The sequence below is a fragment of the Roseixanthobacter glucoisosaccharinicivorans genome, assembly GCF_043195095.2.
In the GTDB taxonomy this organism is placed as follows: domain Bacteria; phylum Pseudomonadota; class Alphaproteobacteria; order Rhizobiales; family Xanthobacteraceae; genus NCEH01.
Window position 1 is genome coordinate 223,778 of record NZ_CM195538.1, and the last position, 23,049, is coordinate 246,826.

Annotated in this window: 21 protein-coding genes and 1 other RNA gene; 7 read left to right on the forward strand and 15 right to left on the reverse strand. The window is 67.7% G+C overall.

The genetic code is table 11. The features are described from left to right. Positions 1 to 40: 40 nt before the first annotated feature. The 7 genes from mraY to V5F78_RS00975 are packed head-to-tail and all read right to left on the reverse strand — an operon-like array spanning position 41 to position 8,253. A complete protein-coding gene (mraY, locus tag V5F78_RS00945; protein WP_394068620.1) occupies positions 41 to 1,123 on the reverse strand; it encodes a phospho-N-acetylmuramoyl-pentapeptide-transferase in 1,083 nt (360 codons plus the stop codon). A gap of 4 nt (positions 1,124 to 1,127) precedes the next feature. After that, entirely contained in the window at positions 1,128 to 2,561 is a 1,434-nt protein-coding gene (locus V5F78_RS00950) for a UDP-N-acetylmuramoylalanyl-D-glutamyl-2,6-diaminopimelate--D-alanyl-D-alanine ligase (RefSeq protein ID WP_394068622.1), read from the reverse strand. Beyond that, the gene (locus V5F78_RS00955; RefSeq protein ID WP_394068624.1) at positions 2,558 to 4,051 is read right to left on the reverse strand and encodes a UDP-N-acetylmuramoyl-L-alanyl-D-glutamate--2,6-diaminopimelate ligase; all 1,494 of its coding nucleotides are present in this window, start codon (positions 4,049 to 4,051) and stop codon (positions 2,558 to 2,560) included. The genes V5F78_RS00950 and V5F78_RS00955 overlap by 4 nt, the downstream gene beginning before the upstream one ends. Positions 4,052 to 4,091: 40 nt before the next feature. Next, positions 4,092 to 6,035 (reverse strand): peptidoglycan D,D-transpeptidase FtsI family protein, encoded by a 1,944-nt coding sequence (locus V5F78_RS00960; RefSeq protein WP_394068626.1) that lies wholly within the window; start codon positions 6,033 to 6,035, stop codon positions 4,092 to 4,094. Between the two features lie 12 nt (positions 6,036 to 6,047). Beyond that, a complete protein-coding gene (gene ftsL / locus V5F78_RS00965) occupies positions 6,048 to 6,743 on the reverse strand; it encodes a cell division protein FtsL (protein ID WP_394068628.1) in 696 nt (231 codons plus the stop codon). Then, positions 6,743 to 7,783, reverse strand: coding sequence for a 16S rRNA (cytosine(1402)-N(4))-methyltransferase RsmH (gene rsmH, locus V5F78_RS00970; protein ID WP_394068630.1), 1,041 nt, complete (start codon positions 7,781 to 7,783; stop codon positions 6,743 to 6,745). Before rsmH ends, ftsL begins: the two co-directional genes overlap by 1 nt. Next, positions 7,780 to 8,253, reverse strand: a complete 474-nt coding sequence (locus V5F78_RS00975) for a division/cell wall cluster transcriptional repressor MraZ (RefSeq protein WP_394068631.1) — start codon at positions 8,251 to 8,253, stop codon at positions 7,780 to 7,782. The genes rsmH and V5F78_RS00975 overlap by 4 nt, the downstream gene beginning before the upstream one ends. A gap of 297 nt (positions 8,254 to 8,550) precedes the next feature. Between V5F78_RS00975 and V5F78_RS00980 the strand changes: the two genes are divergently transcribed. From V5F78_RS00980 to rnpB, 3 genes are all read left to right on the forward strand, one after another. After that, positions 8,551 to 9,267, forward strand: a complete 717-nt coding sequence (locus V5F78_RS00980) for a TerB family tellurite resistance protein (protein WP_394068632.1) — start codon at positions 8,551 to 8,553, stop codon at positions 9,265 to 9,267. A 196-nt stretch (positions 9,268 to 9,463) separates the two neighbouring features. Beyond that, entirely contained in the window at positions 9,464 to 10,240 is a 777-nt protein-coding gene (locus V5F78_RS00985; protein ID WP_394068633.1) for an N-acetylmuramoyl-L-alanine amidase, read from the forward strand. A 119-nt stretch (positions 10,241 to 10,359) separates the two neighbouring features. Continuing rightward, positions 10,360 to 10,733, forward strand: an RNA gene (gene rnpB / locus V5F78_RS00990) — RNase P RNA component class A. Positions 10,734 to 10,767: 34 nt separating this feature from the next. On the opposite strand, the gene V5F78_RS00995 is transcribed toward rnpB, so the two are convergent. Next, entirely contained in the window at positions 10,768 to 11,766 is a 999-nt protein-coding gene (locus V5F78_RS00995) for a GlxA family transcriptional regulator (protein ID WP_394068634.1), read from the reverse strand. A 100-nt stretch (positions 11,767 to 11,866) separates the two neighbouring features. Here V5F78_RS00995 and V5F78_RS01000 point away from each other — a divergent pair, with 100 nt between their 5' ends. Continuing rightward, complete coding sequence (locus V5F78_RS01000) at positions 11,867 to 12,682, forward strand: SDR family NAD(P)-dependent oxidoreductase (protein WP_394068636.1); 816 nt, start codon at positions 11,867 to 11,869, stop codon at positions 12,680 to 12,682. Positions 12,683 to 12,787: 105 nt separating this feature from the next. On the opposite strand, the gene V5F78_RS01005 is transcribed toward V5F78_RS01000, so the two are convergent. After that, positions 12,788 to 14,635 (reverse strand): c-type cytochrome, encoded by a 1,848-nt coding sequence (locus V5F78_RS01005; RefSeq protein WP_394068637.1) that lies wholly within the window; start codon positions 14,633 to 14,635, stop codon positions 12,788 to 12,790. A gap of 302 nt (positions 14,636 to 14,937) precedes the next feature. On the opposite strand from V5F78_RS01005, the gene ligA reads away from it, so the two are divergent. Further along, positions 14,938 to 17,184, forward strand: coding sequence for an NAD-dependent DNA ligase LigA (gene ligA / locus V5F78_RS01010; RefSeq protein WP_394068639.1), 2,247 nt, complete (start codon positions 14,938 to 14,940; stop codon positions 17,182 to 17,184). Between the two features lie 72 nt (positions 17,185 to 17,256). Here ligA and V5F78_RS01015 read toward each other — a convergent pair whose 3' ends face one another. The 3 genes from V5F78_RS01015 to V5F78_RS01025 all read right to left on the reverse strand — a co-directional run bounded on the left by V5F78_RS01015 (position 17,257) and on the right by V5F78_RS01025 (position 19,257). After that, the gene (locus tag V5F78_RS01015; protein WP_394068641.1) at positions 17,257 to 17,856 is read right to left on the reverse strand and encodes a hypothetical protein; all 600 of its coding nucleotides are present in this window, start codon (positions 17,854 to 17,856) and stop codon (positions 17,257 to 17,259) included. Positions 17,857 to 17,990: 134 nt separating this feature from the next. Beyond that, entirely contained in the window at positions 17,991 to 18,599 is a 609-nt protein-coding gene (gene recR / locus V5F78_RS01020) for a recombination mediator RecR (protein WP_394068643.1), read from the reverse strand. A gap of 91 nt (positions 18,600 to 18,690) precedes the next feature. Continuing rightward, the gene (locus V5F78_RS01025) at positions 18,691 to 19,257 is read right to left on the reverse strand and encodes a MarR family winged helix-turn-helix transcriptional regulator (protein ID WP_394068645.1); all 567 of its coding nucleotides are present in this window, start codon (positions 19,255 to 19,257) and stop codon (positions 18,691 to 18,693) included. A 65-nt stretch (positions 19,258 to 19,322) separates the two neighbouring features. On the opposite strand from V5F78_RS01025, the gene V5F78_RS01030 reads away from it, so the two are divergent. Beyond that, positions 19,323 to 19,805, forward strand: a complete 483-nt coding sequence (locus tag V5F78_RS01030) for a carboxymuconolactone decarboxylase family protein (RefSeq protein WP_394068647.1) — start codon at positions 19,323 to 19,325, stop codon at positions 19,803 to 19,805. Positions 19,806 to 19,830: 25 nt separating this feature from the next. Here V5F78_RS01030 and V5F78_RS01035 read toward each other — a convergent pair whose 3' ends face one another. Together V5F78_RS01035 and V5F78_RS01040 are read right to left on the reverse strand one after the other, a co-directional pair. After that, positions 19,831 to 20,169: an ArsR/SmtB family transcription factor gene (locus V5F78_RS01035; protein WP_394068649.1), complete on the reverse strand. Its 339-nt coding sequence runs from the start codon at positions 20,167 to 20,169 to the stop codon at positions 19,831 to 19,833. Next, entirely contained in the window at positions 20,156 to 20,602 is a 447-nt protein-coding gene (locus V5F78_RS01040) for an SRPBCC family protein (RefSeq protein WP_394068651.1), read from the reverse strand. The genes V5F78_RS01035 and V5F78_RS01040 overlap by 14 nt, the downstream gene beginning before the upstream one ends. Before the next feature lie 220 nt (positions 20,603 to 20,822). Between V5F78_RS01040 and V5F78_RS01045 the strand changes: the two genes are divergently transcribed. Continuing rightward, positions 20,823 to 21,998 (forward strand): HPP family protein, encoded by a 1,176-nt coding sequence (locus V5F78_RS01045; protein ID WP_394068652.1) that lies wholly within the window; start codon positions 20,823 to 20,825, stop codon positions 21,996 to 21,998. Between the two features lie 29 nt (positions 21,999 to 22,027). Here the strand turns inward: V5F78_RS01045 and V5F78_RS01050 are convergent, their stop codons facing one another. Next, positions 22,028 to 22,963: a LysR family transcriptional regulator gene (locus V5F78_RS01050; protein WP_394068654.1), complete on the reverse strand. Its 936-nt coding sequence runs from the start codon at positions 22,961 to 22,963 to the stop codon at positions 22,028 to 22,030. Positions 22,964 to 23,049: the final 86 nt, after the last annotated feature.

A 23,049-nucleotide genomic window follows, 5' to 3' on the forward strand; every position in this document is an offset into this window, starting at 1 on the left:
GAGATGACGCGCCGGCTTCCCGGCGCGCCTTGGATGCGCCTCAGCGCAGCTTCAGCGTTGCGAGCCCGAGCAGCGCGAGCACGACGGCGACGATCCAGAACCGGATCACGACCTGGGATTCGGTCCAGCCCAATTGCTCGAAATGATGGTGGATGGGCGCCATGCGGAACACCCGTTTGCCGGTGAGGCGAAACGAAATCACCTGCACGATCACCGAGATCGCCTCCAGCACGAACAGCCCGCCGATCACCGCCAGCACGATTTCGTGCTTGGTCGCCACCGCCACCGTGCCGAGCAGCCCCCCGAGCGCCAGCGAACCGGTATCGCCCATGAAGATCTGAGCGGGCGGCGCGTTGAACCACAGGAAGCCCAGCCCCGCCCCGATGATCGCCCCGCAGATCACCGCCAATTCGCCGACGCCGGCGACATAATGGATCTGCAGATAATCCGCGAACAGGACGTTGCCCGAGAGATAGGCAATGACGCCGAACGAGCCGGCGGCGATCATCACCGGCACGATGGCAAGGCCGTCGAGCCCGTCGGTGAGGTTTACCGCATTGCCAGCGGCGACGATCACGAAGCCGCCGAACAGCACGAAGAACCAGCCGAGATCCAGCAGCAGGTCCTTGAAGAAGGGGAAGGCGACCGAGGTGGAAAGCCCCGATTTTCCAGCGTGCACGATGGCGACCACCGCCAGCCCGCCGATCAGCGCCTCGGCAGCGAGCCGCGCCTTGCCGGAAAAGCCGGCGTGGGTCTGCTTGGTGACCTTGAGATAATCGTCATAAAAGCCGATCACCCCGAACCCCGCCGTCACGGCCAGCACCGCCCAGACATAGGGATTGGAGAGGTTCGCCCACAGCAGCACGGCGACCATCAGGCCGGAGAGGATCATCAGCCCGCCCATGGTGGGCGTGCCCTTCTTGAGCAGGTGGGATTGCGGCCCGTCGGAACGGATCGGCTGCCCCTTGCCCTGCTTCAGGCGCAAGGTGGAGATGATGGACGGCCCGAACAGGAACACGAACAGCAGCGCCGTCACGATCGCCCCGCCGGTGCGGAAGGTGATGTAGCGGAAGACGTTCAGGCCGGGGAAGACATCGTGTAGCTGCGAGAGCCATTGAAGCATTTAACTATCCTTCGAGCAGCGCCTCGTCGGGCGTGCGGAAGCGTTCGGCCAGGGATTTCACCAGCGGCCCCATGCGGCTGCCGTTGGATCCCTTGACCATCAACGTGTCGCCGGAGCGGATGGCGGAAGACAGGAGCTTGGTCAAGGCCTCGGCGCTCGGCGCATAGCCGCCCCGCATATTCGAGGGGAGCGCGCCCCACAATTCGTGCATCAGCGGCCCGGAGGCGAAGACGAGGTCGATCCCGGCCGCCCGCAAGGGCGCTGCCAGCTCGCGGTGATGTCGCGGGCCGTCGGTGCCGAGTTCCAGCATGTCCCCGAGCACGGCGATGCGCCGGCCGCGCGGGCCAACCGGGGTGCGGCTCAGCACGTCGATGGCGGCGCGCATGGAGGCGGGATTGGCGTTGTAGCTTTCGTCCAGCAAGGTCGCGGTGCCGCCGGCGATCGCCAGCTCGATGGGCACGCCGCGCCCCGGCGGCGGCTTCAGGGCGGAGAGGGCGAGCGCGGCCAGAGCAAGGTCCGCGCCCAGCAGCTTCACCGCCGCGAGCACGGCGAGGACGTTCTGAATGATGTGCCGGCCGGGCGTGCCCACCTTCAGCGTCAGCCGTGTGCCCAGCACGTCGGCCACCAGGGTGGAGCAGCCCGCCTTCAGGCACATGTCCACCAGGCGCACATCGGCGTCTTGATCGGCGCCGAAGGTCACGATGCGGCCGACCCCCTTGGCCTGCGCGGCCGCCTTCAGGCGGGCGAACTGGGGATTGTCGATATTCAGCACCACGGCGCCGCCGGGCTCCAGCCCGTCGAAGATCTCCGCCTTGGCATCGGCGATTTCCTCGATGCCGGAGAATTGGGCGATGTGCACCGGCTCGACCGTGGTGATGATCGCCACCTGCGGGCGCACCAGGCGCACCAGCGGCGTGATCTCGCCGGGATGGTTCATGCCGATCTCGAACACGCCGTAGCGCGCCTCGCGCGGCAGGCGGGCGAGCGAGAGCGGGACGCCCCAATGATTATTGTAGGAGGCGGCAGACGCGTGGGTGGGCCCATCCGCGGAGAGTGCGAGGCGCAGCGCTTCCTTGGTGGTGGTCTTGCCCACCGAGCCGGTGACCGCGGCAATGTGGGCCTGGGAGCGGGCGCGGGCCGCCACGGCGGTGGCGCGCAATGCCTCCAGCACGTCGTCCACCAGCAGCAGCGGCGCGTCTGCTGCGAAGCCATCGGCCTTGTCGCGCGCGACCACGGCGAGGGCGGCGCCATTCTCCAGCGCCCGGCCCACATAGGCATGGCCGTCGCTATTGTCGCCGGTGATGGCGAAGAACGCATCGCCGGGGGCAAGGGTGCGCGTGTCGATGGACAGGCCGGTCACGCCCGTGGGGGAACCGCGCACGGCGCCGCCGGTGGCCGCAACCAGTTCGTCCAGGCTGTACAGCTGCGACACGCTCATGCGCCCATCTCCCCCATTGCGGCGAGCACCGCCCCCTTGTCCGAGAACGGAAGGGTTCGATCGCCCACGATCTGGCCGGTTTCGTGACCCTTGCCCGCGACAACCAGAGCATCCCCAGGTTGAAGCATCGTGACCGCGGCACGGATCGCTTCCGCGCGATCGCCGATGTCCACAGCATCGGGCGCGGCGGCGCGGATCTCCGCGCGGATGGCGGCCGGCTCCTCGCTGCGGGGATTGTCGTCAGTGATAATGACGATATCGGCCTTTTCCGCAGCGATGGCCCCCATCAGCGGGCGTTTGCCCCGGTCGCGATCGCCGCCGCAGCCGAATACCACGATCAAACGCCCCGTCACCGCCGGGCGCAGGGTGTCGAGCACGGTCGCCAGCGCCTCGGGCTTGTGGGCATAGTCCACGAACACCGGCCGCGCGGTATCCGCACCCACCCGCTCCAGCCGGCCGGGAACCCCGGTGAGGACGGTGAGCGCGTCGAGCGCCTCGTCCGGCGGCACGCCGCAGGCCCAGGCGAGACCGGCGGCAAGCAAGGCATTGTCGGCCTGGAACCGCCCCATCAGCGGCACCACGACCTCGTCGCCGCCGTTGAAGACGATGCGCTGCGACACCCCTTCCGCGATGATGGAGCGGACGTCGAAATCGCCGCCGGGGCCGATGGAGAGCAGCGGCAGGCCTCGCGTGCGTGCCCAGGCCAAGGTGGTGCGCCCATAGGGCGCCTCGAGCCCCGCCACCGCCGGCGCCCCATCGGGCAGAAGCTCGGTGAACAGGCGCAGCTTGGCGTGGTAATAGGCCTCCACGCTCGGATGATAGTCGAGATGGTCGCGGCCGAGATTGGTGAACCCGCCGGCGGCCAGTTGCACCCCATCCAGCCGGCGCTGATCGAGCCCGTGGGAGGAGGCCTCCAGCGCCATGTGGGTGACGCCCTGTCGCGCCAGGCGATCCAGGGTTTGGTGCAGTTCCACCGGGTCGGGCGAGGTGAGCCCGCCATAAGTCGCGCTGCCGGGCGCGATGAGCCCGAGCGTGCCGAGATAAGCGGCCTTGAAGCCGAGATGCTCCCACACCTGACGCAGGAAATAGGCGACCGAGGTCTTGCCCGCCGTACCCGTAACTGCCGCGATCGTGCCCGGCGCGCGCGGGTGGATGCGGGCCGCCGCCAGCGCGAGTGAGCGCCGCACGTCGAGCGAAAAGGCAAGGCTCGCCGTGCCTGTGGCCGGCATCTCGCCCTGCGGCTCCATGAGGACCGCCGCCGCCCCCCGGGCGAGCGCATCGGTGATAAAGCGCCCGCCATCCACCTTGGTGCCGGGAATGGCGACGAACAGGAAGCCGGGCTGCACCTTGCGGCTATCGGCGGTGAGGCCGGTCAGCGGCACCTGCATGCGTCCCGCGACGATCCGTGCGTGCCCTGACAGGACCTGCGCAAGGTCGAAGGACCCGGTGGGAGATGTCAGCTCCGCCGGGGCGGACGCGGGGTCGCTCATGCCGTCCTGTCTCTCCTCGCCCGCGGCGCGCGGGGCCGGGTCACTGCCGGTCGGCCACCTTCTGGCGCGCCATGCCCAGCATCTGGTCCGCGGTCGGCAAGTTCTGGCGCGGCATCACGCCCAGCATGGGGGCGATGCGCTCCACGATCTTGCCTGCCGTGGGCGCCGCGTTCCAGCCGGAGGTGGCATAGCCATGGGTCTCCGGCAAAGGCTGCGGCTCGTCGATCATCACCAGAACCAGATATTGCGGCTTATCCATGGGGAAGACGGCGGTAAAGGAGGTGAGCAGCTTGTTCTTCGCATAGCGGCCGTTCACCACCTTCTCCGCGGTCCCGGTCTTGCCGCCGACATAATAGCCCGGCACCTCGGCCTTGGTCGCAGTGCCCTTCTCCGCATTGAGGCGCAGCAGGTAGCGCATCTTGTCGGAGGTCTCCGGCTTCATCACCCGCACCGCCACCTTCTGGGCCTCCTCCTGGGAGCGCTTGAGAAAGGTGGGAGGGATGAGATAGCCGCCGTTCATCATGGAATTCACCGCCATGACCGCCTGCAGCGGGGCGACGGCGATGCCGTGGCCGAACGCGATGGTGGCGGAGTTCAGCTCGCCCCAGCGCTTGGGCACGATGGGTTCGGCGCTTTCCGGCAGCTCCGTGCGCAGGCGATCGAGCTGGCCCATTTTCCGCAAGAACGCCTTGTGGGCGTCGACGCCGAGCGAGAGAACCATCTTCGCCGTGCCGACGTTGGAGGAGACGAGGAAGATCTCGGGCACCGAGAGCACGCGGTTTTCCGCATGATAATCGTGGATGGCGAATCGCCCGAAATGCATGGCGCCGCGCGCATCGAAGGTTGAATTCAGCCCGATCTTGCCACTGTCGAGCGCCATGGCGAACGAGAGCGCCTTGAAGGTGGAGCCCATCTCGAACACGCCCGTGGTGAGGCGGTTGAGATAGGCGTTGTCCCTCGGATCGCCACCGATGTTCGGGTCGAAGTCCGGCAGCGAGACCATCGAGATGATCTCTCCGGTGCGTACGTCGGTGACCACGCCCATCGCCGCCTTGGCCTTGAACTTGTCCTTGGCGCGCATCAGCTCGTCCCGCATGGCGTGCTGGACCCGCACGTCCACGGACAGTCTCACCGGCTCTTGTTGCCGGTCGGTGGCGAAGCCCGCGAGGTGAAGTTCGGCGAGGCCGCGGCCATCGATGTATTTTTCCAGGCCGGCGATGCCCTGGTTGTCCACATTCACGGCGCCGATCACATGGGAGAGGGTCGGGCCGTCGGGATAGATCCGGCGATTCTCGCGCACGAAGCCGATCCCGGGCAGGCCGAGCCGATAAATCGCGCGCTGCTGGGCCGGGGTGATCTCGCGCTTCAGCCAGGCGAAACCCTTGCCGGAGTTCAGCCGCGCCCGCGCATCGGCGACATCCAGGTCGGGCAGCACCTTCAGCAAGCCCTCAAGCGCCTCGTCGGGATCAATCAGGCGCTTGGGCTCGGCGAACAGGGACGGCGACTTGACGTCGATGGCGACGATATCGCCATTGCGGTCGATGATGTCCGGCCGCGCCGACGCGACCGCTTCCGACCCGCCGCCGCGCGTGCCCTGCGGATCGGAGGTGATGGCCATGAACACCAGCCGGCCGGCGATCACCATGAACACCAAAGAGAAGGCCGCCACCAGCAATTGCAGGCGTGCGCGGGTCACGGTCTGCGCGTCCACCCGGTCGAGGCCGAACAGGGCCCGCACGGTGCCGCGCGCGAAGGCGAAGCAGAACCGCACCGTGCCGACGACGAAACGCACGAGACCGATGCCGGTGCCGAAAATGATCCGCGCCACGCGATGGCTGATGCGGCACTGGAGATTGAAGAAGAACAGGAAGATCCCGCCCAGGACCCGGCGCAGCAGGCGGCCGACGAAGGCGCCGACGGCGCGCACCGGCGCGGGGACCTTCGACAGGTCGATGCGGTTCAGCAGTTCGGTGGGCGCGACCATGGGGCGGCCTCCTCAGCGATTGGCCGGGAGCGAACCCGGTGGAAGCATGGGGGCGAGGGCGTTTTCTGCCGGCGCGGCCGGACGCGGCGGCGCATAGGAGGGCGAAGCATAGGTCGGGGACGCGTAGGAAGGGGCCGGCGCCACCGGCTTCGGGGCCCAGAACGGTAAGTTCGGGGCGCTTTGCTGGCGCGGGGCGGCCGATGCCACGGGCGCCACCGGCTTCGCGCGCACGGGCGCATTGGCCGGGCGGAGGGCGGAGCTTGAGGGCAGGACGGCCGCGCCGCCCCCCGTGGGCAGGGCGTTGGCGGACGAGGCGGCGCTGGGCGCCGCCGGTTCCGCCTTCGCGGCGGCAGGCTTGCCGACCGAAGACGTGGTCAGCGGCGCATCCACCAGGGCTTCGAGCATGCCGCCGATGGAATCCGAATTGGTGGCGGGCTTCTCCGGCAGATCATCGAGCGTCGAGATCGCATCCACCGTCAGCGGCTGCAGGTCGAGATGGCGCTGCACCAGCCCCTGCACATAGAGCGGCGAGGTGCGGCGCGCCCATTCCGCGCGCATGACGGCGATGGCGTCGCGCTCCTTGCGAATGGCCTGACGCAGATGGGCCAGGCGCTCCGCCTCCGCCATCGAGGCGTATTTCACCTGATAGACCACCCCGGCGGTCGCGAGCAAAGCCAGGACCATGACGAGGTTGGCGACGCGAAACATCAAGTCCGTCTCCGACCACGGCGTTGAGAAAGCTCGGCAGGGAGCACCCCTGCGAGATCGCCCTCCTCATGCGCCGGGGCCTGCGTGCGTTCGGCGGCGCGAAGCTTCGCGGACCTGGCACGCGGATTTTCTGCCACTTCGTCGGGGTCGGGCTCCACCATCCCCCTGGACAGGAGGCGGAAGGAGGGGGCCGGCCCCTCCGCTTGCGGCAGATGGCGCGAGGCGGACGGTGCCTTGCTCCGGTGTGACAGAAAAGTCTTAACGATCCTGTCCTCAAGGGAATGAAACGTCACCACCACCAGCCGCCCGCCCGGCTTCAGCGCCCGCTCGGCGGCGGCGAGCGCGGTGGCGAGCTCGTCCAACTCCTCGTTCACGGCGATGCGCAGGGCCTGGAAGGTGCGGGTCGCCGGATGCATCTCGCCGGGCTTGGCCCACACCACCTTGGAAACGATGTCGGCGAGCTGGGACGTGCGGATGATGGGCGCTTCCGCCCGCGCCTTTACGATCGCCTTGGCGATCTGGCGCGAGAGCCGCTCCTCGCCGAGCGTCCAGATGACGTGCGCGAGATCGGCTTCCGGCAAGGTGGCGACCAGGTCGGCGGCGGACGGCCCATCCGATCCCATGCGCATGTCGAGCGGCCCGTCGCGGCGGAAGGAGAAGCCCCGGTCCGCCTCGTCCAGCTGCATGGAGGAGACGCCGATATCCAGCACCACTCCGTCGAGCGGCGCGAAACCCATGGTCTGCGCCAGCACGTCGAGCTGGGAGAAGCGATCCTCCACCAGGACCAGCCGGCCCTCGGCTTCCAGCACCAGCCCGGCGCCGCCCGCGATGGCGGTGCGATCGCGGTCGATTGCCATCACCCGGCAATCGGCCGTCTGGAGGATGGCGCGGGTGTAACCTCCCGCGCCGAAGGTGCCGTCGACATAAGTGCCGGCATCCTTCGGCGCGAGGTGCGCGAGAACTTGAGGCAGCATCACAGGAAGATGACGGGCCGGTCCGCCTGCGGCGTCGGTGGGCCCGACCCCGCGGCCCGTTTTCATCCCAGATTGCTCCCTTCGTTCTCCGCTCTGGAACCGAGCGCGCGCCGAAGCTGACGCACCTTCTCCGTGGCCTCCGCGAGATGGGTGCGAAAACGCTCCGGTTCCCAGATTCGAAATTTGTGCCCGAGCCCCACGAACGCCACCGTATCGGTGATGGAGGCGTGGGCTTTCAGGGTTTCGGTCAGCATGACCCGGCCTTCCGGGTCGATCTTCAAGGTCTCGCTGGTGCCGTAGAGCGCGGCCGCCAGCTCCTCGCGCGCTTCCGAATAGGGTGGAAAGCGCGCAATCAGCGTGTCGATCTCCGCCAGCAGGCGGTTGCCGCCGGCATCGAGCGCCGGCTCGGCCAGGCTCGGATGGCAATAGAGAAATTCCGCCCCGTCCTTGGCCAGCACCGCGCGATAGGGCGCCGGGATGGAAACCCGCCCCTTTGCGTCCAGGCGCATGGTGTAGGTGGACACGAAGCGGTCCATGGCGCCCGTGACCCTTTCCGCGCTCGATCCCAAACCCCGACACGGCCCCGCCGAATGATCCGGCGTGAACGGAGATGGCGCGCGAAGCGCCGAACCATTCATATGGGTGTTTATGGGGTATCATGGGATCTAATGGGCCGTCAACGAATCCGCATGGGACAGACACAGGCATTTACGCCCCGTACACCTTAAGAAACGTTGAAACGGGCGCGGGCGCGGGCTACCGCAGGCGGGCAGCGCGGCGCACGCCTGCGTATTGCCGGCCTGTCGGGCGCTGTGGGACACGAGGGCAGAAGAGTGGCGGTATTGGAGCATGTGGGCCTTATCGGCGGCGCGGGCGTGGGCCTCGCGCTCGGCGGTCCCCTTGGCGCGCTGGTAGGGGCGCTCGCCGGCCATGCGGTGGATCGCTTTCTTGCCCCCGCGCCGCGCCCCGCAGCCTTCTCGGTGGGGCTGATCGCGCTGTCCGCCAAGATGGCGAAGGCTGATGGCGTGGTGGTACCCGCCGAGGTCGCCGCCTTCCGCGAGGTGTTCGCCATTCCCGACGAGGAACTGGAAGGCGTGGCGCGGGTGTTTAACCTCGCCAAGCAGGACACCGCCGCCTTTGAATCCTATGCCCGCCAGATCGGCACCTTGTTCGCCGACGAGCCGGACACCCGCGAGGATCTGCTGGACGCGCTCTTCCACGTCGCGAAGGCGGACCATGCCCTCCACGAGGACGAACTCGCATTCCTCGCCGAAGTGGCGCGGTTGCTGGGTTTTGAAGGCGTCGCCTATGAACGCATCGAAGCCCGCCACGTGCGCCGGCCGGGCGATCCCTATGCGGTGCTCGATCTTGCCGCCGACGCCACCGATGCCGAGGTGAAGGGTCGCTGGCGCGCTTTGGTGGGCGAGCATCATCCCGACCGCCTCGCCGCGCGCGGCCTGCCGCCTGCCGCCATCAAGCTTGCCAACGACCGGGTCGCCGCGCTCAACGGGGCCTATGACCGGATCGCGAAGATGCGGGGGCTGAAGTGAGAAAGGCGCCTCGGGCGGCGTGCCCCCTCCCAGCCCTCCCCCGCAAGCGGGAGAGGGCTCAGCCGGCGCGTGGCATCTCTGCCGATGCCCAATTCGTGGCGGCTCCCTCTCCCGCTTGCGGGGGAGGATTGGGGAGGGGGAAAGGGATGCGGCCGCAGAATCCTGGCGCCGCCTCCCCGCGGCGAGCATCCCGTCCATGAGCGAAACCGCACTGCCATTTCCGCCCGACAGCGGTCTCGTCGGCGCGCTCGCCCCCTCGCCCAACCACGGCGAACGCAAAGCCCCCATCGACATGGTGCTTTTGCACTATACCGGCATGGAGAGCGCGGAAGCGGCCATCGCCCTGCTGCGGTCTCCCGCCGCGGAGGTGTCCTGCCATTATGTGGTGCTGGAGGACGGGATCATCGTGCAGATGGTGCCGGAGGCGCTGCGGGCCTGGCATGCCGGGCTCTCGTCCTGGGAAGGCATCACGGACACGAATTCGCGCTCCATCGGCATCGAGATCGTCAATCGGGGTCACGGCCTCGGCTACCCGGATTTTCCTGAGGTGCAGGTCACCGCGGTGGGCGCGCTCGTCGCCGACATCGTGGCCCGCCACGCCATCCGCGCCGACCGGGTGCTCGCCCATTCCGACGTGGCGCCGATGCGCAAGGACGACCCCGGCGAGAAATTCCCGTGGGAGGTGCTGCACCACGCCGGCATCGGCCATTATGTGCACGAGGCGGCCGTCCGGGGCGGGCGCTTCTTCATGATCGGCGACGGTGGCGAGCCGGTTGCAGCCCTCCAGGCCATGCTGGCGCTGTACGGCTACGGCATCGCCGTCACCGGCGTATTCGACGAGGAGACGCGCGCCGTCGTCACCGCCTTCCAGCGCCATTTTCGCCGCTCCAAGGTGGACGGCGTGGCGGATGCTTCCACGATCATGACCTTGCGCGACCTGATCCAGACCCGTCCGGGCGATGCGCAAGCGTGAGCGCTTGGGCCGGTCTTCATCCACAGCCGGGATCTGCGCGACCCAATTAACACCGGTCCGCTTTATGCTGAACCGCCTACGCCCTTGACGTGCGCCGCCCGAACGCCCATTCAGGCCCACCAGCCGGCCGGGCGGCCGCGTCACCTTCGGGTGCCGAGGAAAGTCCGGGCTCCACGGAGACACGGTGCCGGATAACGTCCGGCGGGGGCGACCCTAGGGAAAGTGCCACAGAAATCAAACCACCCGCGCGTGCGCGGGCCAGGGTGAAACGGTGGGGTAAGAGCCCACCGCGCGACCGGCAACGGAAGCGGCACGGTAAACCCCACCGGGAGCAAAGTCGAATAGGGACGGCATCCTATTAGGAAAGCCCTGTCTTCGGGCCGCCGTCCGGGTTGACTGCTAGAGGCGTCGAGCAATCGGCGTCCCAGATGAATGGTCGCCACGCGGGCGCAAGCCCGCCGTACAGAACCCGGCTTACAGGCCGGCTGGTATTTCCTCGCCTTCGGCCGAACGCAGGGCGCCGGGCCTCAGGCCGTCGCCAGTGCGTCCATATCGTAATCCGCGCCCATATCGCCACGCGCGTTGCTGTCGCCGCGCGCGGCGCGGGCAGCGCGCCGAATGGTCTGGGGCGGCTGGCCGAACGCGCGCAGGAACGCACGGCGCATGCGGTCGCGATCCGCAAAGCCAGTCTGGCGAGCCACCTCGTCGATGGAATGGACGGTGTCCTCCATGAGCTGGCGGGCGGCCTCGAGGCGCAGATGCTCCACCGCCTTCGCCGGCGATTGCCGCGTCTCCGCCTGGAAGGCCCGGCTGAACTGGCGCGGGCTGAGGTTTGCGACCTCGGCCAGATCTTCCACGCTCAGCCGGCTGTCGAGATGGGCACGCGCATAGGTGAGCGCCTTCTGGATGCGGTCGGATTTCGGCTCCAGCTCCAGCAGGGTGGAGAATTGCGACTGCCCACCAGCGCGCCGGTGATACAGGACCAGCTTGCGCGCCACCGCGCGGGCGAGGGCGGCGCCGCACTCCTCCTCGATGAAGGCGAGCGCGAGGTCGAGGCCCGCCGTCATGCCGGCCGAGGTCCAGATCGGGCCGTCCTCGACGAAGATCCGGTCCTCCTCCACCTTGATCTTGGGAAAGCGGGCCTGCATCTCGCGGGCCTGGAACCAATGGGTGGTGGCGCGCCGGCCGTCCAGCAGGCCCGCTTCGGCCAGCACCATCGCCCCGGTGCAGATGGAGGCGATGCGCCGGCAGCGCCCGGCCACGGCGCGCACCAGCGCCACCTGTTCGGCGGGCGCGTCCCCCTGCATCGTTCCGGCAACGATGAGCAGATCGAGCGCTCGATCCGCGAACGCCTCGGTCTCGACCGCGAAACCCGCGGACGCGCGCACCGGACCGCCGGCGCCTGAAAGCATCCGCATGTCGTAGCGCGGTTCGCCCGCCTGGATATTCGCCAGTTCAAACGCCGTCGCCACCGCAAGCGCGATCGGCGAGAAGCCGGGATAAAGAAGGAAGCCAATGCTGATCATGCGCGATGTCCTGATTTGCCGTTTATATGACATTTGAGACGCGGACGATCAAGCCTAGCTTGCCTCCATCGCGGCAGGGCTTGCCGCATGGAGACACAAGATGAGCGGATATGACACGAAGGGCACGGCCCTGATCACCGGCGCGTCCACGGGCATCGGCGCGCTCTACGCGGACCGGCTGGCGCGGCGCGGGTTCGACCTGATCCTGGTGGCGCGCAACACGGAGCGCCTGAACGCGGTGGCGGCAAAGCTGACCCAGGAGACCGGCCGCGCGGTTTCGGTCATCACCGCCGACCTCGGCGCGGCGAGGGGTCTGGCGCAGGTGGAACAGGTGCTGCGCGACGATCCGGCCATCACCCTGTTGGTCAATAATGCCGGCTTCGGCGGCGTGGCGCCCCTGCTTCAGTCGGACGTGGACCGGATGGAAGCGATGATCGACCTCAATATCACGGCGCTCACCCGCCTCACCTATGCGGCGGTGCCCGGCTTTGTGGCACGCGGGCGCGGCGCCATCATCAACATCTCGTCCATCGTCGCCATCGCGCCTGAGGTTCTGAACGGCGTCTATGGGGCCTCGAAAGCCTATGTGCTGGCGCTGACGCAGTCCCTGCAGCACGAGCTGGCGGACAAGGGCGTGCGCATTCAGGCGGTGTTGCCCGGCGCGACCGCCACCGAATTCTGGGATGCCGCGGGCGGGCATATTTCCATTGTGCCGGAAAGCTGGGTGATGCGCGCCGAGGACATGGTGGACGCCGCTCTGGTCGGCTTCGACCAGGGCGAGGTGGTGACTATTCCGCCGCTCCAGGATGGCGGCGAGTGGACCGCCTATGAGGCGTCCCGCCAGGCGCTGGCAAAGCAGCTCATGCACGCGACGCCCGGCCCGCGCTATGGCATCGCGCCCTCCCGGGCCGCCTGACCGCACTCTATTGGGCGCGCAGCCAGGACCGTGTGTCTTCCCCCGCACGCGGGGGAAGACAGGGACTATGACCGTTGCGCGCGTGCGAAACGCGCGCGGTCCCGCTCATTTGGCCGAGGCTTTCACCGTCGGTGCGCTGAGTTGCAGGGTCTGCACCACCTGCTGACCGAAGCCGGTGAGCAGATTGTATTGCTCCGCGACGCTGTTGCCCGTCTGGGCGACCACCAGCGGGCAGTAGGCGGAGATCAGCGCATTCGCCACGTCCGAGAGGCGGGCCTTGGGGTTTTGCTGCGCCAAGGTGGTGGCCAGCTGCGCCACGGCGGCTCCCGCGAGCGGCGGGGTCGGCTTGCCGACCAGGCTTACGGCCTTGTCCGCCAGGTCCTTCGGCACCAGCTTGCCGTCAATGGCCGGGCAGGTGAGCTTGGCGGCAATGGATGTGGGCTGGCGAACCACCAGAGACGTACCAACCGGCGTTGCCCAGACGATCGCGACGTCGGGCATGGGTACGGCCGCGACCGCGGGCGAGACATCCGCCGCGACCTGAAGCGTGAAGCGACGCAGCTCCGCGCTCTTCTGCCAATCGGGAAGGCTGCTGGCAGCGACCACCGGACAATAAGCGGCGGTCAGCGCATCCACCACCGTATCGGGCGTGGCGCCGGAATCGGCGGCGGAATAAGCGGCGGTGAGGACGTGGATCTGCCGGTTGCCGCCCTGCATCATCTGAGTGATGGCGGCGACCGCCTTGGGGTCCGGCCCGGTCGAGTCCGGCCCGCCGCCCACCTTGGGGCAATCGAAGGCGGAGGCCTGCTGGGTGCCATAGTCCGGCACGTGCGCGGTGGCGCGCCAGGCGGCGACCATGGCCGGGGTCGCGCTCGGATCGGCCTTGTTGCCCCACGAAGTGCGCACGTAATTCACCAGATCCGCCACCTGCTGGTCGCTGAGCCGGCCGGCGAACGAGGGCATGGGCCCGTAGGTGCCGCCGGTGGGCAGGCCGCCGAGGATCGCCATGATCACGTTATAGGGCTCGCTCGCCACGACCGCCGGATTGCCGGCGAGCGGGGGGATGATGTCGGTGGAGCCGGTGCCCTTGGACATGTGGCAGGGCGCGCAATTGTCCACATAGCTCTTGGCGGCGCGCTGGAACACGTCGGCCGGCAGAGGCGAGGCGGCCTGCGGCGCGGGAACGTCGCTCGGCGGCGGCGCGTCCATCAGATAGGTGACGAGGGCGGTCAGGTCGGCGGGCGTGAGGAAGCCGAGGCTGTCGTGCACCACTTCCGCCATCGGCCCGAACACCGAGGTCTTGCCGGTGGAGGAGCCGCTCTTCAGGAAAGTGGTCAGCTTGTCGGCGGTCCACCCTGAGGCCTTCAGCCCGGCGGTGGAAATATCCGGCGCCCAATAGCCGTCGACCTCGGTGCCGAGGAAATTCTGCTTCTGCTTTACCGCGCCCATCAGATTGCGCGGGGTGTGGCAGTCGGCGCAATGGGCCAGCGTCTGGGCGAGATAGGCGCCGCGATTCCAGGCCTCGCTCTTGCCGGCGGTGGGCTTGAAATAGCCGGGTTCGAAGAACAGTTCGCGCCAGGCCAGCAGGCCGAGGCGGACATTGAACGGAAAGTTGAGTTGGTTTTCCTTGCGCGGCTCGGCGATCGGAGGAATGCGCCGGACAAATGCCCAGAGCGCTTTCAGGTCGTTTTCCTCGATGCCGGTATAAGCATCGAACGGCATGGCGGGATAAAGATAGGCGCCGTCGGCGCGAATGCCGTCGTGCAGCGCGGCCTTGAACTGCTCATAGGTCCAATTGCCGATGCCATAGGTAGGATCGGACGTGATGTTCACCGAGAACATGGTGCCGAACGGGGTGTTGAACGGCAAATTGCCGGCGAACGGCTTTTTCGGGTCGCCGGAATGGCAGGGCATGCAATCGCCGGCCTTGGCGAGATAAGCGCCCCTGTCCACCAGCGCCGAATCATCGGCCTTCGTCTGCGCCCATGCGGCACCTGAATATGCTGCCGTTGCGGCACAGACAGCCCACAGAGCCGCTTTGCGAAGCCTACGCATGAACCCGCCCCCTTTTTTGAATGTCCCATCCCTACATTGGACATCTTACATTTTAGAGACGGGAAGACAGCCCCCTCGCGCTCAGTTGCCGCAAGCGCGGGGTTGGGCGAAAAGAGCGGGAGATCGGCGCGCCGCGCCGTATTCCTTCGCCCCGCCCGTTTGCCCGGCCCTGCGAGGCCAGCAGCGAGAAGAAACGTCGCATGCCGCGCTCAAAGTCCGCCTCCGACCGCCCGCTCCGCGACCAGATCGTGGAAAGCCTGACGCCCGATGACGCCGCGGCCGAGCATGCGCGGCTCGCGGAGGAGATCGCCGCCCACGACGCGCGCTATTACCAGGAGGATGCGCCGAGCGTTACGGATGCGGAATACGACGCCCTGCGCCGCCGCTACGAGGCCATCGAGGCCCGCTTCCCGGACCTGCGCGGCACCGACAGCCTCTCGGAAAAGGTGGGCGCCGCGCCGGCGTCCAAATTTGCGAAGATCTTCCACACCGTGCCCATGCTCTCGCTGGGCAATGCCTTTTCCGACGACGAGGTGGTGGAGTTCGTCGCGCGTGTGCGGCGGTTCCTGAATCTGCCTGCGGGGGAGGAGCTGAATTTCACTGCGGAACCGAAGATCGACGGCCTCTCCTGCTCGCTGCGCTATGAGCGCGGCCATCTCGTCTCAGCCGCCACGCGCGGCGACGGCAGCCAGGGCGAGGACGTGACCGCGAATGTGCGGACCATCACGCAAATCCCCCATATGCTGAAAGGCGAAGGGGTGCCCGAGCTGATCGACGTGCGCGGCGAGGTCTATATGGACAAGGGCGATTTCCTCGCCCTGAACGCGCGCCAGGAACAGGCGGGCAAGCCTTTGTTCGCCAATCCGCGCAATGCCGCCGCCGGCTCCTTGCGCCAGCTTGATTCCGCGATCACCGCCGCCCGCCCGCTGCGCTTCTTCGCCTATGCCTGGGGCGAGGCCTCCAGCCTGCCCGCCGACACGCAGCTCGGCGTGGTGCATGCGTTCGCGCGCTGGGGACTGCCCACCAACCCGCTGACCATTCTCGCCGACGACGCGGCCGGCCTGCTGGCGCATTTCCGCAAGATCGGAGAAGAGCGCGCGCAGCTGGGCTATGACATCGACGGCGTGGTCTACAAGGTGGATCGCCTGGATCTGCAACGCCGGCTGGGCTTTGTCTCGCGCTCGCCGCGCTGGGCGCTGGCCCACAAATTCCCGGCCGAGCAGGCGACCACAGTTCTGGAAGACATCGAGATCCAGGTCGGCCGCACCGGCGCGCTGACCCCGGTGGCGAAGCTCACTCCGGTCACGGTGGGCGGCGTGGTGGTCTCCAACGCCACGCTGCACAACGAGGATTATATCCGCGGCATCGGCGGCGACGGCGAGCCGATCCGCGGCGGCGTAGAGATCCACGTCGGCGACACGGTGGTCGTCCAGCGCGCCGGTGACGTGATCCCGCAAGTGGTCTCCGTGGTGCTGGAGAAGCGGCCGGAGGGGACGAAGGCCTATGAGTTTCCGCACCATTGCCCGGTCTGCGGCAGCCTTGCCGTGCGCGAGGTGGATCCGAAGACCGGCAAGCAGGATGCCGTGCGCCGCTGCACCGGCGGCCTGATCTGCCCGGCCCAGGCGGTGGAGCGGCTGCGCCATTTCGTGTCCCGCAACGCGTTCGACATCGAGGGCCTGGGGGAGAAGCAGGCGCATGCCTTCTACGAATGGAAGATGATCGCCGAGCCGGCCGACATCTTCCGCCTGAAGACGCGCAACGAACAATCCCTGACCCGGCTGGAGAATCGCGAGGGCTGGGGCAAGACCTCGGCGCAAAAGCTGTTCGCCGCCATCGAGGAGCGGCGCACCATAGCTCTCGATCGCTTCATCTTTGCGCTGGGCATCCGCCATGTGGGCGAAACCAATGCCAAGCGCCTCGCCCGCCATTACGGCGCCATGGAGGCCCTGCGGGACGCCGCCCTGGCTGCGGAAATGCCCGAGGAGATGGAGGAGGCCGCCGCGCCCGCTCCGGAGCAGGAGGAGCCGAGCCCGGCGAAAGCCCGCCGCCGCAAGCCGCAGGGCAACGAATCCTGGGCGGAAATGATCAATATCGACGGCATCGGCGCGGTGGTTGCCGAGGCGGTGGTGGACTTCTTCCGCGAGCCGCACAACCAAAAGGTCGTCGACACGCTGCTGAAGGAGGTCACGCCCCAGCCGCTTGAAGCGGTTGCCACCGGCTCGCCGGTTTCAGGCAAGACCGTCGTCTTCACCGGATCGCTGGAGAAGATGACGCGCGAGGAAGCAAAGGCCATGGCCGAGCGGCTCGGCGCGAAGGTCGCGGGCTCGGTTTCCGCCAAGACCGACATCCTGGTGGCGGGGCCCGGTGCGGGATCGAAGCTGGAGAAGGCCCGCGCGCTCGGTGTCCAGGTGATCACCGAGGATGAGTGGTTCGATCTGGTGGGGTGAACAGCGGCCCCATGCTCTCTGGGGCGGGACGGGGTGGAGCGGGCTCCGCCCCGTCCGTGTGTCGCCCGGCGATCAGTTCTTGGACGGCGGAGGCGCGGCCACAAGGAAGGTATACGTCTTCGAATCCGAGGCGGATCCGGAAGGCCCCACACTGATGGTCCAAATCACGAGATTGGCGTTGAGCGAGCCCGATTTCGTAGCCGTAATCTGGGACGAGCATGAGACGCTGCCTTCTCCGCCTTCAACGGCATCCATGAACAGCGCTTTGTTTTTGCTCAGGCATTCAAAGATGCCGACGCCTTCCCTGATGATGTTCTTCTTGTTGCAATTGATGAGGTTGGACGGATTTATATTGTAGGATATTCCATCGACTGAAACTTTGTCCAATTGTTCGCGACTCAAATTCCCTCCCCCACCGACGGGCACAACCCACGGAAATTTAAAATCAAACCCGCCAGACTGGGAATTGGTCGAACTTTCAGAGAATGAGATTTTTACCTTCATCTTATTGCCGGGAAGAGATGCAACGTGAGGTATCGACTTGGCGAAGCTCCCCGCCTCGCACTTTATCGTGTTGCTCAACGTTTCGCCGTTGATCTCTTTCAGTTGCGACGCATCCGCCGGATTACTGAGCAGAGCTATCCCCAGAACCAAAATGCCGAAGCCCTTCATGGCATCCCCCACCATCCGCGCGGATTAATGCGGATTGCGGGCTCTAGAATACACAATCATGGCCTGTATGAAAGGCTTAAGCCAGGGCGTGGGAGGACGCTGACGTGGGAGGAGCCCGAGCGCCCGGAGGGGGCTTACCCGACGCTGGTCCGCGCCCGCATGGCGGCGGAGAGGGTGCCTTCGTCGAGATAGGCGAGATCCCCGCCCACCGGCACGCCATGGGCGAGGCGCGTCACCTTCACCGGCAGGTCGCGCAACAGGTCGGTGATGTAATGGGCGGTGGTCTGACCATCCACGGTGGCGCCGAGCGCCAGGATCACTTCCTTGAAGCCCTCGGCCTCCACCCGGCCGATCAGCTTGGCGATGGAGAGATCCTCCGGCCCCACCCCGTCGAGCGGCGAGAGCACGCCGCCGAGCACATGATATTTGGCGTGGATGGCCGAGGCCCGTTCCAGTGCCCACAGATCGGAGACGTCGGCGACCACCACCAGCACGGTCGGGTCGCGCTCATGGTCCGCGCACACGGTGCAGGGATCGCGCACGTCGAGGTTTCCGCACACCCGGCATTGGACGATCTTGCCCAGGGCGTCCTGCATGGCGAGCGTGAGCGGGGCCAGCAGGGTTTCGCGCTTCTGGATCAGCTGCAAAGCGGCCCGGCGGGCGGAACGCGGGCCGAGCCCCGGCAGGCGGGCGAGCAGCTGGATCAGGCGTTCAATCTCGGGGCCGGCGACGGCGCGGGGCATGGCGGGCTTTCTCGACGCGAACTTCAGAGCGTCATGTAGCCCCGCCATCGGCTTTCCGCCAAGGGCGCCGAGGTGCCTAAGGGTGCGCCCGTCACGCCAGCGGCGCGATCTCGCCCTCGGCGGCGAACTCGGTGGCGACCCGCACCAGCCAGCGCCGCACCACGCTTTCCTCCTCGGGGGAAAGGCCGGCGGCCATGCGCGCTTCGAGCGGCGCGGTGCGCGCCCGGCACTGGACCAGCAGCGCCTCGCCCGCCGGCGTGACATTGAGGCTGATGGCGCGCCCGGCGGCGGGCGGGGTCCGCGTCAGGGCGCCGTCGCGCTCCAGGTTGCGGACGATCACGGTGAGCGTCTGCGGCGTGAGCAGCGCCAGCCGCGCGATCTGCGCCGCCGGCTGGCCGGGATAGGCCCTCACCAAAGTGAGGACGAGGAATTGCGGCGCCGTCAGGCCGAGATCCGCCAGCGCCTCCTGCAGAGCATGGCTGGAGGCCGCATTCGCCTGGCGCAGGAGATAGCCGAGATAGCCGTCCACGCCGCGCTTCCGCTCTCCCGGGCGCGGCAGATCTCCCGCGCGCGGCGGATCATTTGCGTGCGGCAGATCGCTTTTGCGCAGTGGATCACCCGCGCCTGGCGCGTCCGAAGAGGCGCTCTTGCTCTTCATATCAGACCTCTTATATACACGCCGATATCAGTCCTCTGATATGCACGATGGAGCTTGAGACGTCCATGTCCGATACGACCGCCCCTCACGTCCGCATCTCGCCCGCCAAAGCCTATGGCCTCGCCAAGCCGGTGTTCGCCGCGCTCGCCGACCTCAGCGCCGCCGTGAAGGCGAGCGGGCTCGAAAATTCCCTGCTGGAATTGGTGAAGCTGCGGGCCTCGCAGATCAATGGCTGCGCCTATTGCGTGCAGATGCATGCCACCGACGCCCGCAAGGAGGGCGAGAGCGAGGACCGCCTGCAATTGCTCGCCGTGTGGCAGGAGGCGCCGGTCTTCACCCCGCGCGAGCGTGCGGCGCTGGCCTGGACCGAGGCCCTCACCCGCCTTTCGGCCGGCCCGGCAGGCGAGGCGCTTTATGCCGAGGTGAGCGCGCACTTCTCGGAGGCCGAGATCGTCAACCTCACCGCCGCGGTCGGATTGATCAATATGTACAACCGTTTCGGCGCGCCGCTGCACTATCCCCCGGCGGTGGCGAAGACCGCCGCCTGAGCGGCGGGCTCACCGCTGGACGTCGTCACCGCTCGACGAACGCGCTGAGCCGCGCCAGCGCGTCGTCCCATTGGCGGGTGACGGCATCGAGATAGGCGCGCGCGGCATCCACGGCATCGGGGCGGAAGGCGAACCGGCTTTCCCGCCCCACCCGCATGCTACGCACAAGGCCCGCCTCCTCCAGCACCCGCAGATGCTTCGTCACCGCTTGCCGCGTCAGAGCCGTGCCGGCGGAAAGGCCCGCGATGGAGGCTTCCTGCCCGTCGCTGAGCCGGGTCAAGAGGGCAAGGCGCGTGTGATCGCCGAGGGCGGCGAACACCGGCACGGGGTCCCGCCCGGCGGCGGAAGGGCTAGCGCTCGACATAGGCTTGGATATTGCCCATTTGCGCGGCCCAGCCTCGGTCGTTCATGCGCAGGGCGTCGGGCATGCGGTGGGGCGGCAGGGCGTCGAAGCCGGTCTCGGTGACGGTCAGGCGGGTTCCCCCTTCGATGGGGACGAGGCGAAACTCCACCAGCGTTGGCGTCTCGCCCGAATAATCCACTCCGGCCTCGATGGCATAGGGATGCCAGGTGAAGGAGAACAGGTGCGGCGGTTCCATCTGCTGCACGGTGGCATTCCATGTCACATGCTCATAGCCGGGAACCGTCATCTGCCCCGTGGAGCGGGCGCCGGGCACGAACGGCCCGTCCAGCTTCACGCGAAACCAGCTACCGAACGCCTCATGGTCGGTGAGCGCGTGCCACACTTTTTCGACGGGCGCCTTGAGATCAACGGTCTTCTCGATGGAATTGGACATTGGCAACCTCCGGGTTGCCTGATCATCTCAAAACGATCCGAATGCGCAACTGAAAAGTTGCTCTTTTTGCAGGGGCGGCACCTCGAACCTTGTCCGGTCAAAAATACTGCATGCCAGAGATTGCCTGGCTCGCGATCAAATTGCTAAAACTTTGGGCATTTCGGCCCGCACGGCCGTTCCCGCCCGCGCCGCACCTGTCGGCCCATCCAGGATGGCGCCCATGTTGCCGATCATCGCCTTCCTCAAGCGCCTTCTCCCGGCGCTGACCCCTGTCAGCAATGTGGAGCGCCTGCGCGCCGCCTGCGGGGCCGGGCTCGGGCTGTTCCTTACCGGCTTCATCACCCAGCTCGCGCTCGGGCCGGTGGACAATCTGGCGCTGCTGATCGCCCCCATGGGGGCCTCGTCCGTGCTGCTGTTCGCCGTGCCGTCGAGCCCGCTGGCCCAGCCCTGGTCGATCCTCGGCGGCAATCTGGTGGCGGCGCTGGTGGGCGTGACCGCCGGCATCCTCATTCCTCATCCTTATCTCGCGGCCGGCGTGGCGGGCGGCGTCGCCATCGGCCTGATGCTGGTGCTGCGCTGCCTGCATCCGCCGAGCGGCGCGGTGGCGCTCACCGCCGTGCTCGGCGGCCCGGCGATCCATGCGCTCGGCTATCAGTTCGTGCTCTGGCCGGTGGGGATCAATTCGCTGCTGCTGCTCGGCTGCGCGCTCGCCTACAACAACCTCACCGGCCGCCGTTATCCCCAGCTGGCCCCGGTCGCGGCGCCGACTGGCGATCCACGCGCCAAAGACCGCGTGGGCTTTTCCGCCGCCGACCTCGACGCGGTGCTGAAGCAATATGGCGAGGTGATGGATATCGACCGCAACGCCCTGGAGGTGATCCTGCGGCAGGCCCAGACCCGCGGCTATCTGCGCCGCACGGGGGAGATCACCTGCGGCGACATCATGACCCGCAATGTCCTCGCGGTGGCGCCGGAAACCCCGCTGCGCGAGGCTTTGGACCTGCTGCGCGGCCACCACATCAAGGCCTTGCCGGTGACCGACGAGAAGGCGCACGTGGTGGGCATCGTCACCCAGACCGATCTGCTCGACAAAGCCGACTGGGGCCGCAACGGCCCGCATATCGGCCTCGCCCGGCGCCTGAAAGAGGGCCTCAATGCCGGACGCGCGCCGGACGCCAGCGTCGCCGACATCATGACCGCGCCGGTCAAATCGGCGCGGCCCGACACGCCGATCGCCAATCTCATTCCCATGATGCTGGATGCCGGCCTGCACCATCTGCCGGTGATGGACGCCCATCTCCAGCTCGTGGGCATCGTCACCCAGACCGATCTGATCGCCGCCTTGTTCTACGGCAATCTCGCCGGCCGTCTCGCGCCGAGCCGCACGGCGGGCTGAGGCGCGGGGCGCGTCGTTCGCGGTGCCGCTCAGGCCACGGGCGCGGGCGCGAGCACCTGTTCCAGCCCCTCGTCCCACGGCGGCACGGACCCGTAGAGCGCGGCCAGATGGTCGATGAACACGCGCACCTTCTGCGGCAGGAAGCGCCGGCTCGGATAGACCGCGAACACCCCGACGCGATGGGAGGCGTGGAAATCGCGCAGCACCACCTGAAGCGCGCCGCTGCGCAATTCCGGCCCCACGTCCCAGGTGGAACGCAGCGCGATGCCCACACCGGCCAGCACCGCCTCGCGCACCACCTCGTTGGAATTGGTGCGCAAAGGCGAATAAACGCGCTGGATCACCGGCCCGTCCGGCCCTTCCAGCCGCCAGGGGTCCTGCCCATGGGTGGCGAGCAAGGTGTGGTCGGCAAGATCGGCAAAGCTTTCCGGCACGCCGGCGCTTTCGAGATAGGCGGGGCTCGCGCACAGCACCCGGTGCACCGGCGCCAGGCGGCGGGCGACCAGGCTGGAATCGTTCAGGTCGGCGATGCGCACCGCGATGTCGAAGCCATCCCCGACGATGTCCACGAACGCGTCGGAGAGTTCAAGATCAATGGTCAGGTCGGGATTGGCGGACAGCAGCGGCCCGAGATGGGGCGCGATATGCATGCGGCCGAACGAGGTGGGCGCCGACACCCGCAGCAGCCCGCGCGCCTCGGTGGAGCGGCGCGACAATTGGGTTTCCGCTTCCTCGATCGAGGCGAGGATCGCCACCACACGTTCGTAGAAGCCTTGCCCCGCCTCGGTCAGGGTCACCTTGCGGGTGGTGCGCTGGAACAGGCGCGCGCCCAGCCGATCCTCCAGCCGCTGCACCCGTTTGGAGACCACCGGCGGGGAGAGCCCCAATTCGCGCCCGGCGGCGGAGAGGCTGCCCGCGGTGACGATGCGGGCGAAGATCTCCAGATCCCCGAGATTGCCGATCATGGGCCGGGATTCGGCCGTGGGGCGGCGGGCCTGGCCCGGGCGGCTGGGAGGGCGGCGAATTGTTTCCATTGCTGGTTTCATTTTAG

What these genes read in the sequence shown, in the direction of transcription:
- V5F78_RS00975 (WP_394068631.1), bottom strand. Translation starts at nt 8,253, where the DNA reads ATGGACCGCTTCGTGTCCACCTACACCATGCGCCTGGACGCAAAGGGG.
- mraY (WP_394068620.1), bottom strand. Translation starts at nt 1,123, where the DNA reads ATGCTTCAATGGCTCTCGCAGCTACACGATGTCTTCCCCGGCCTGAAC.
- V5F78_RS00985 (WP_394068633.1), top strand. Translation starts at nt 9,464, where the DNA reads ATGAGCGAAACCGCACTGCCATTTCCGCCCGACAGCGGTCTCGTCGGC.
- V5F78_RS00950 (WP_394068622.1), bottom strand. Translation starts at nt 2,561, where the DNA reads ATGAGCGTGTCGCAGCTGTACAGCCTGGACGAACTGGTTGCGGCCACC.
- rsmH (WP_394068630.1), bottom strand. Translation starts at nt 7,783, where the DNA reads ATGAAAACGGGCCGCGGGGTCGGGCCCACCGACGCCGCAGGCGGACCG.
- V5F78_RS01045 (WP_394068652.1), top strand. Translation starts at nt 20,823, where the DNA reads ATGTTGCCGATCATCGCCTTCCTCAAGCGCCTTCTCCCGGCGCTGACC.
- V5F78_RS01030 (WP_394068647.1), top strand. Translation starts at nt 19,323, where the DNA reads ATGTCCGATACGACCGCCCCTCACGTCCGCATCTCGCCCGCCAAAGCC.
- V5F78_RS00955 (WP_394068624.1), bottom strand. Translation starts at nt 4,051, where the DNA reads ATGAGCGACCCCGCGTCCGCCCCGGCGGAGCTGACATCTCCCACCGGG.
- V5F78_RS01050 (WP_394068654.1), bottom strand. Translation starts at nt 22,963, where the DNA reads ATGATCGGCAATCTCGGGGATCTGGAGATCTTCGCCCGCATCGTCACC.
- V5F78_RS01035 (WP_394068649.1), bottom strand. Translation starts at nt 20,169, where the DNA reads ATGTCGAGCGCTAGCCCTTCCGCCGCCGGGCGGGACCCCGTGCCGGTG.
- V5F78_RS00960 (WP_394068626.1), bottom strand. Translation starts at nt 6,035, where the DNA reads ATGGTCGCGCCCACCGAACTGCTGAACCGCATCGACCTGTCGAAGGTC.
- recR (WP_394068643.1), bottom strand. Translation starts at nt 18,599, where the DNA reads ATGCCCCGCGCCGTCGCCGGCCCCGAGATTGAACGCCTGATCCAGCTG.
- V5F78_RS01025 (WP_394068645.1), bottom strand. Translation starts at nt 19,257, where the DNA reads ATGAAGAGCAAGAGCGCCTCTTCGGACGCGCCAGGCGCGGGTGATCCA.
- V5F78_RS01000 (WP_394068636.1), top strand. Translation starts at nt 11,867, where the DNA reads ATGAGCGGATATGACACGAAGGGCACGGCCCTGATCACCGGCGCGTCC.
- ftsL (WP_394068628.1), bottom strand. Translation starts at nt 6,743, where the DNA reads ATGTTTCGCGTCGCCAACCTCGTCATGGTCCTGGCTTTGCTCGCGACC.
- V5F78_RS00995 (WP_394068634.1), bottom strand. Translation starts at nt 11,766, where the DNA reads ATGATCAGCATTGGCTTCCTTCTTTATCCCGGCTTCTCGCCGATCGCG.
- V5F78_RS01040 (WP_394068651.1), bottom strand. Translation starts at nt 20,602, where the DNA reads ATGTCCAATTCCATCGAGAAGACCGTTGATCTCAAGGCGCCCGTCGAA.
- V5F78_RS01015 (WP_394068641.1), bottom strand. Translation starts at nt 17,856, where the DNA reads ATGAAGGGCTTCGGCATTTTGGTTCTGGGGATAGCTCTGCTCAGTAAT.
- ligA (WP_394068639.1), top strand. Translation starts at nt 14,938, where the DNA reads ATGCCGCGCTCAAAGTCCGCCTCCGACCGCCCGCTCCGCGACCAGATC.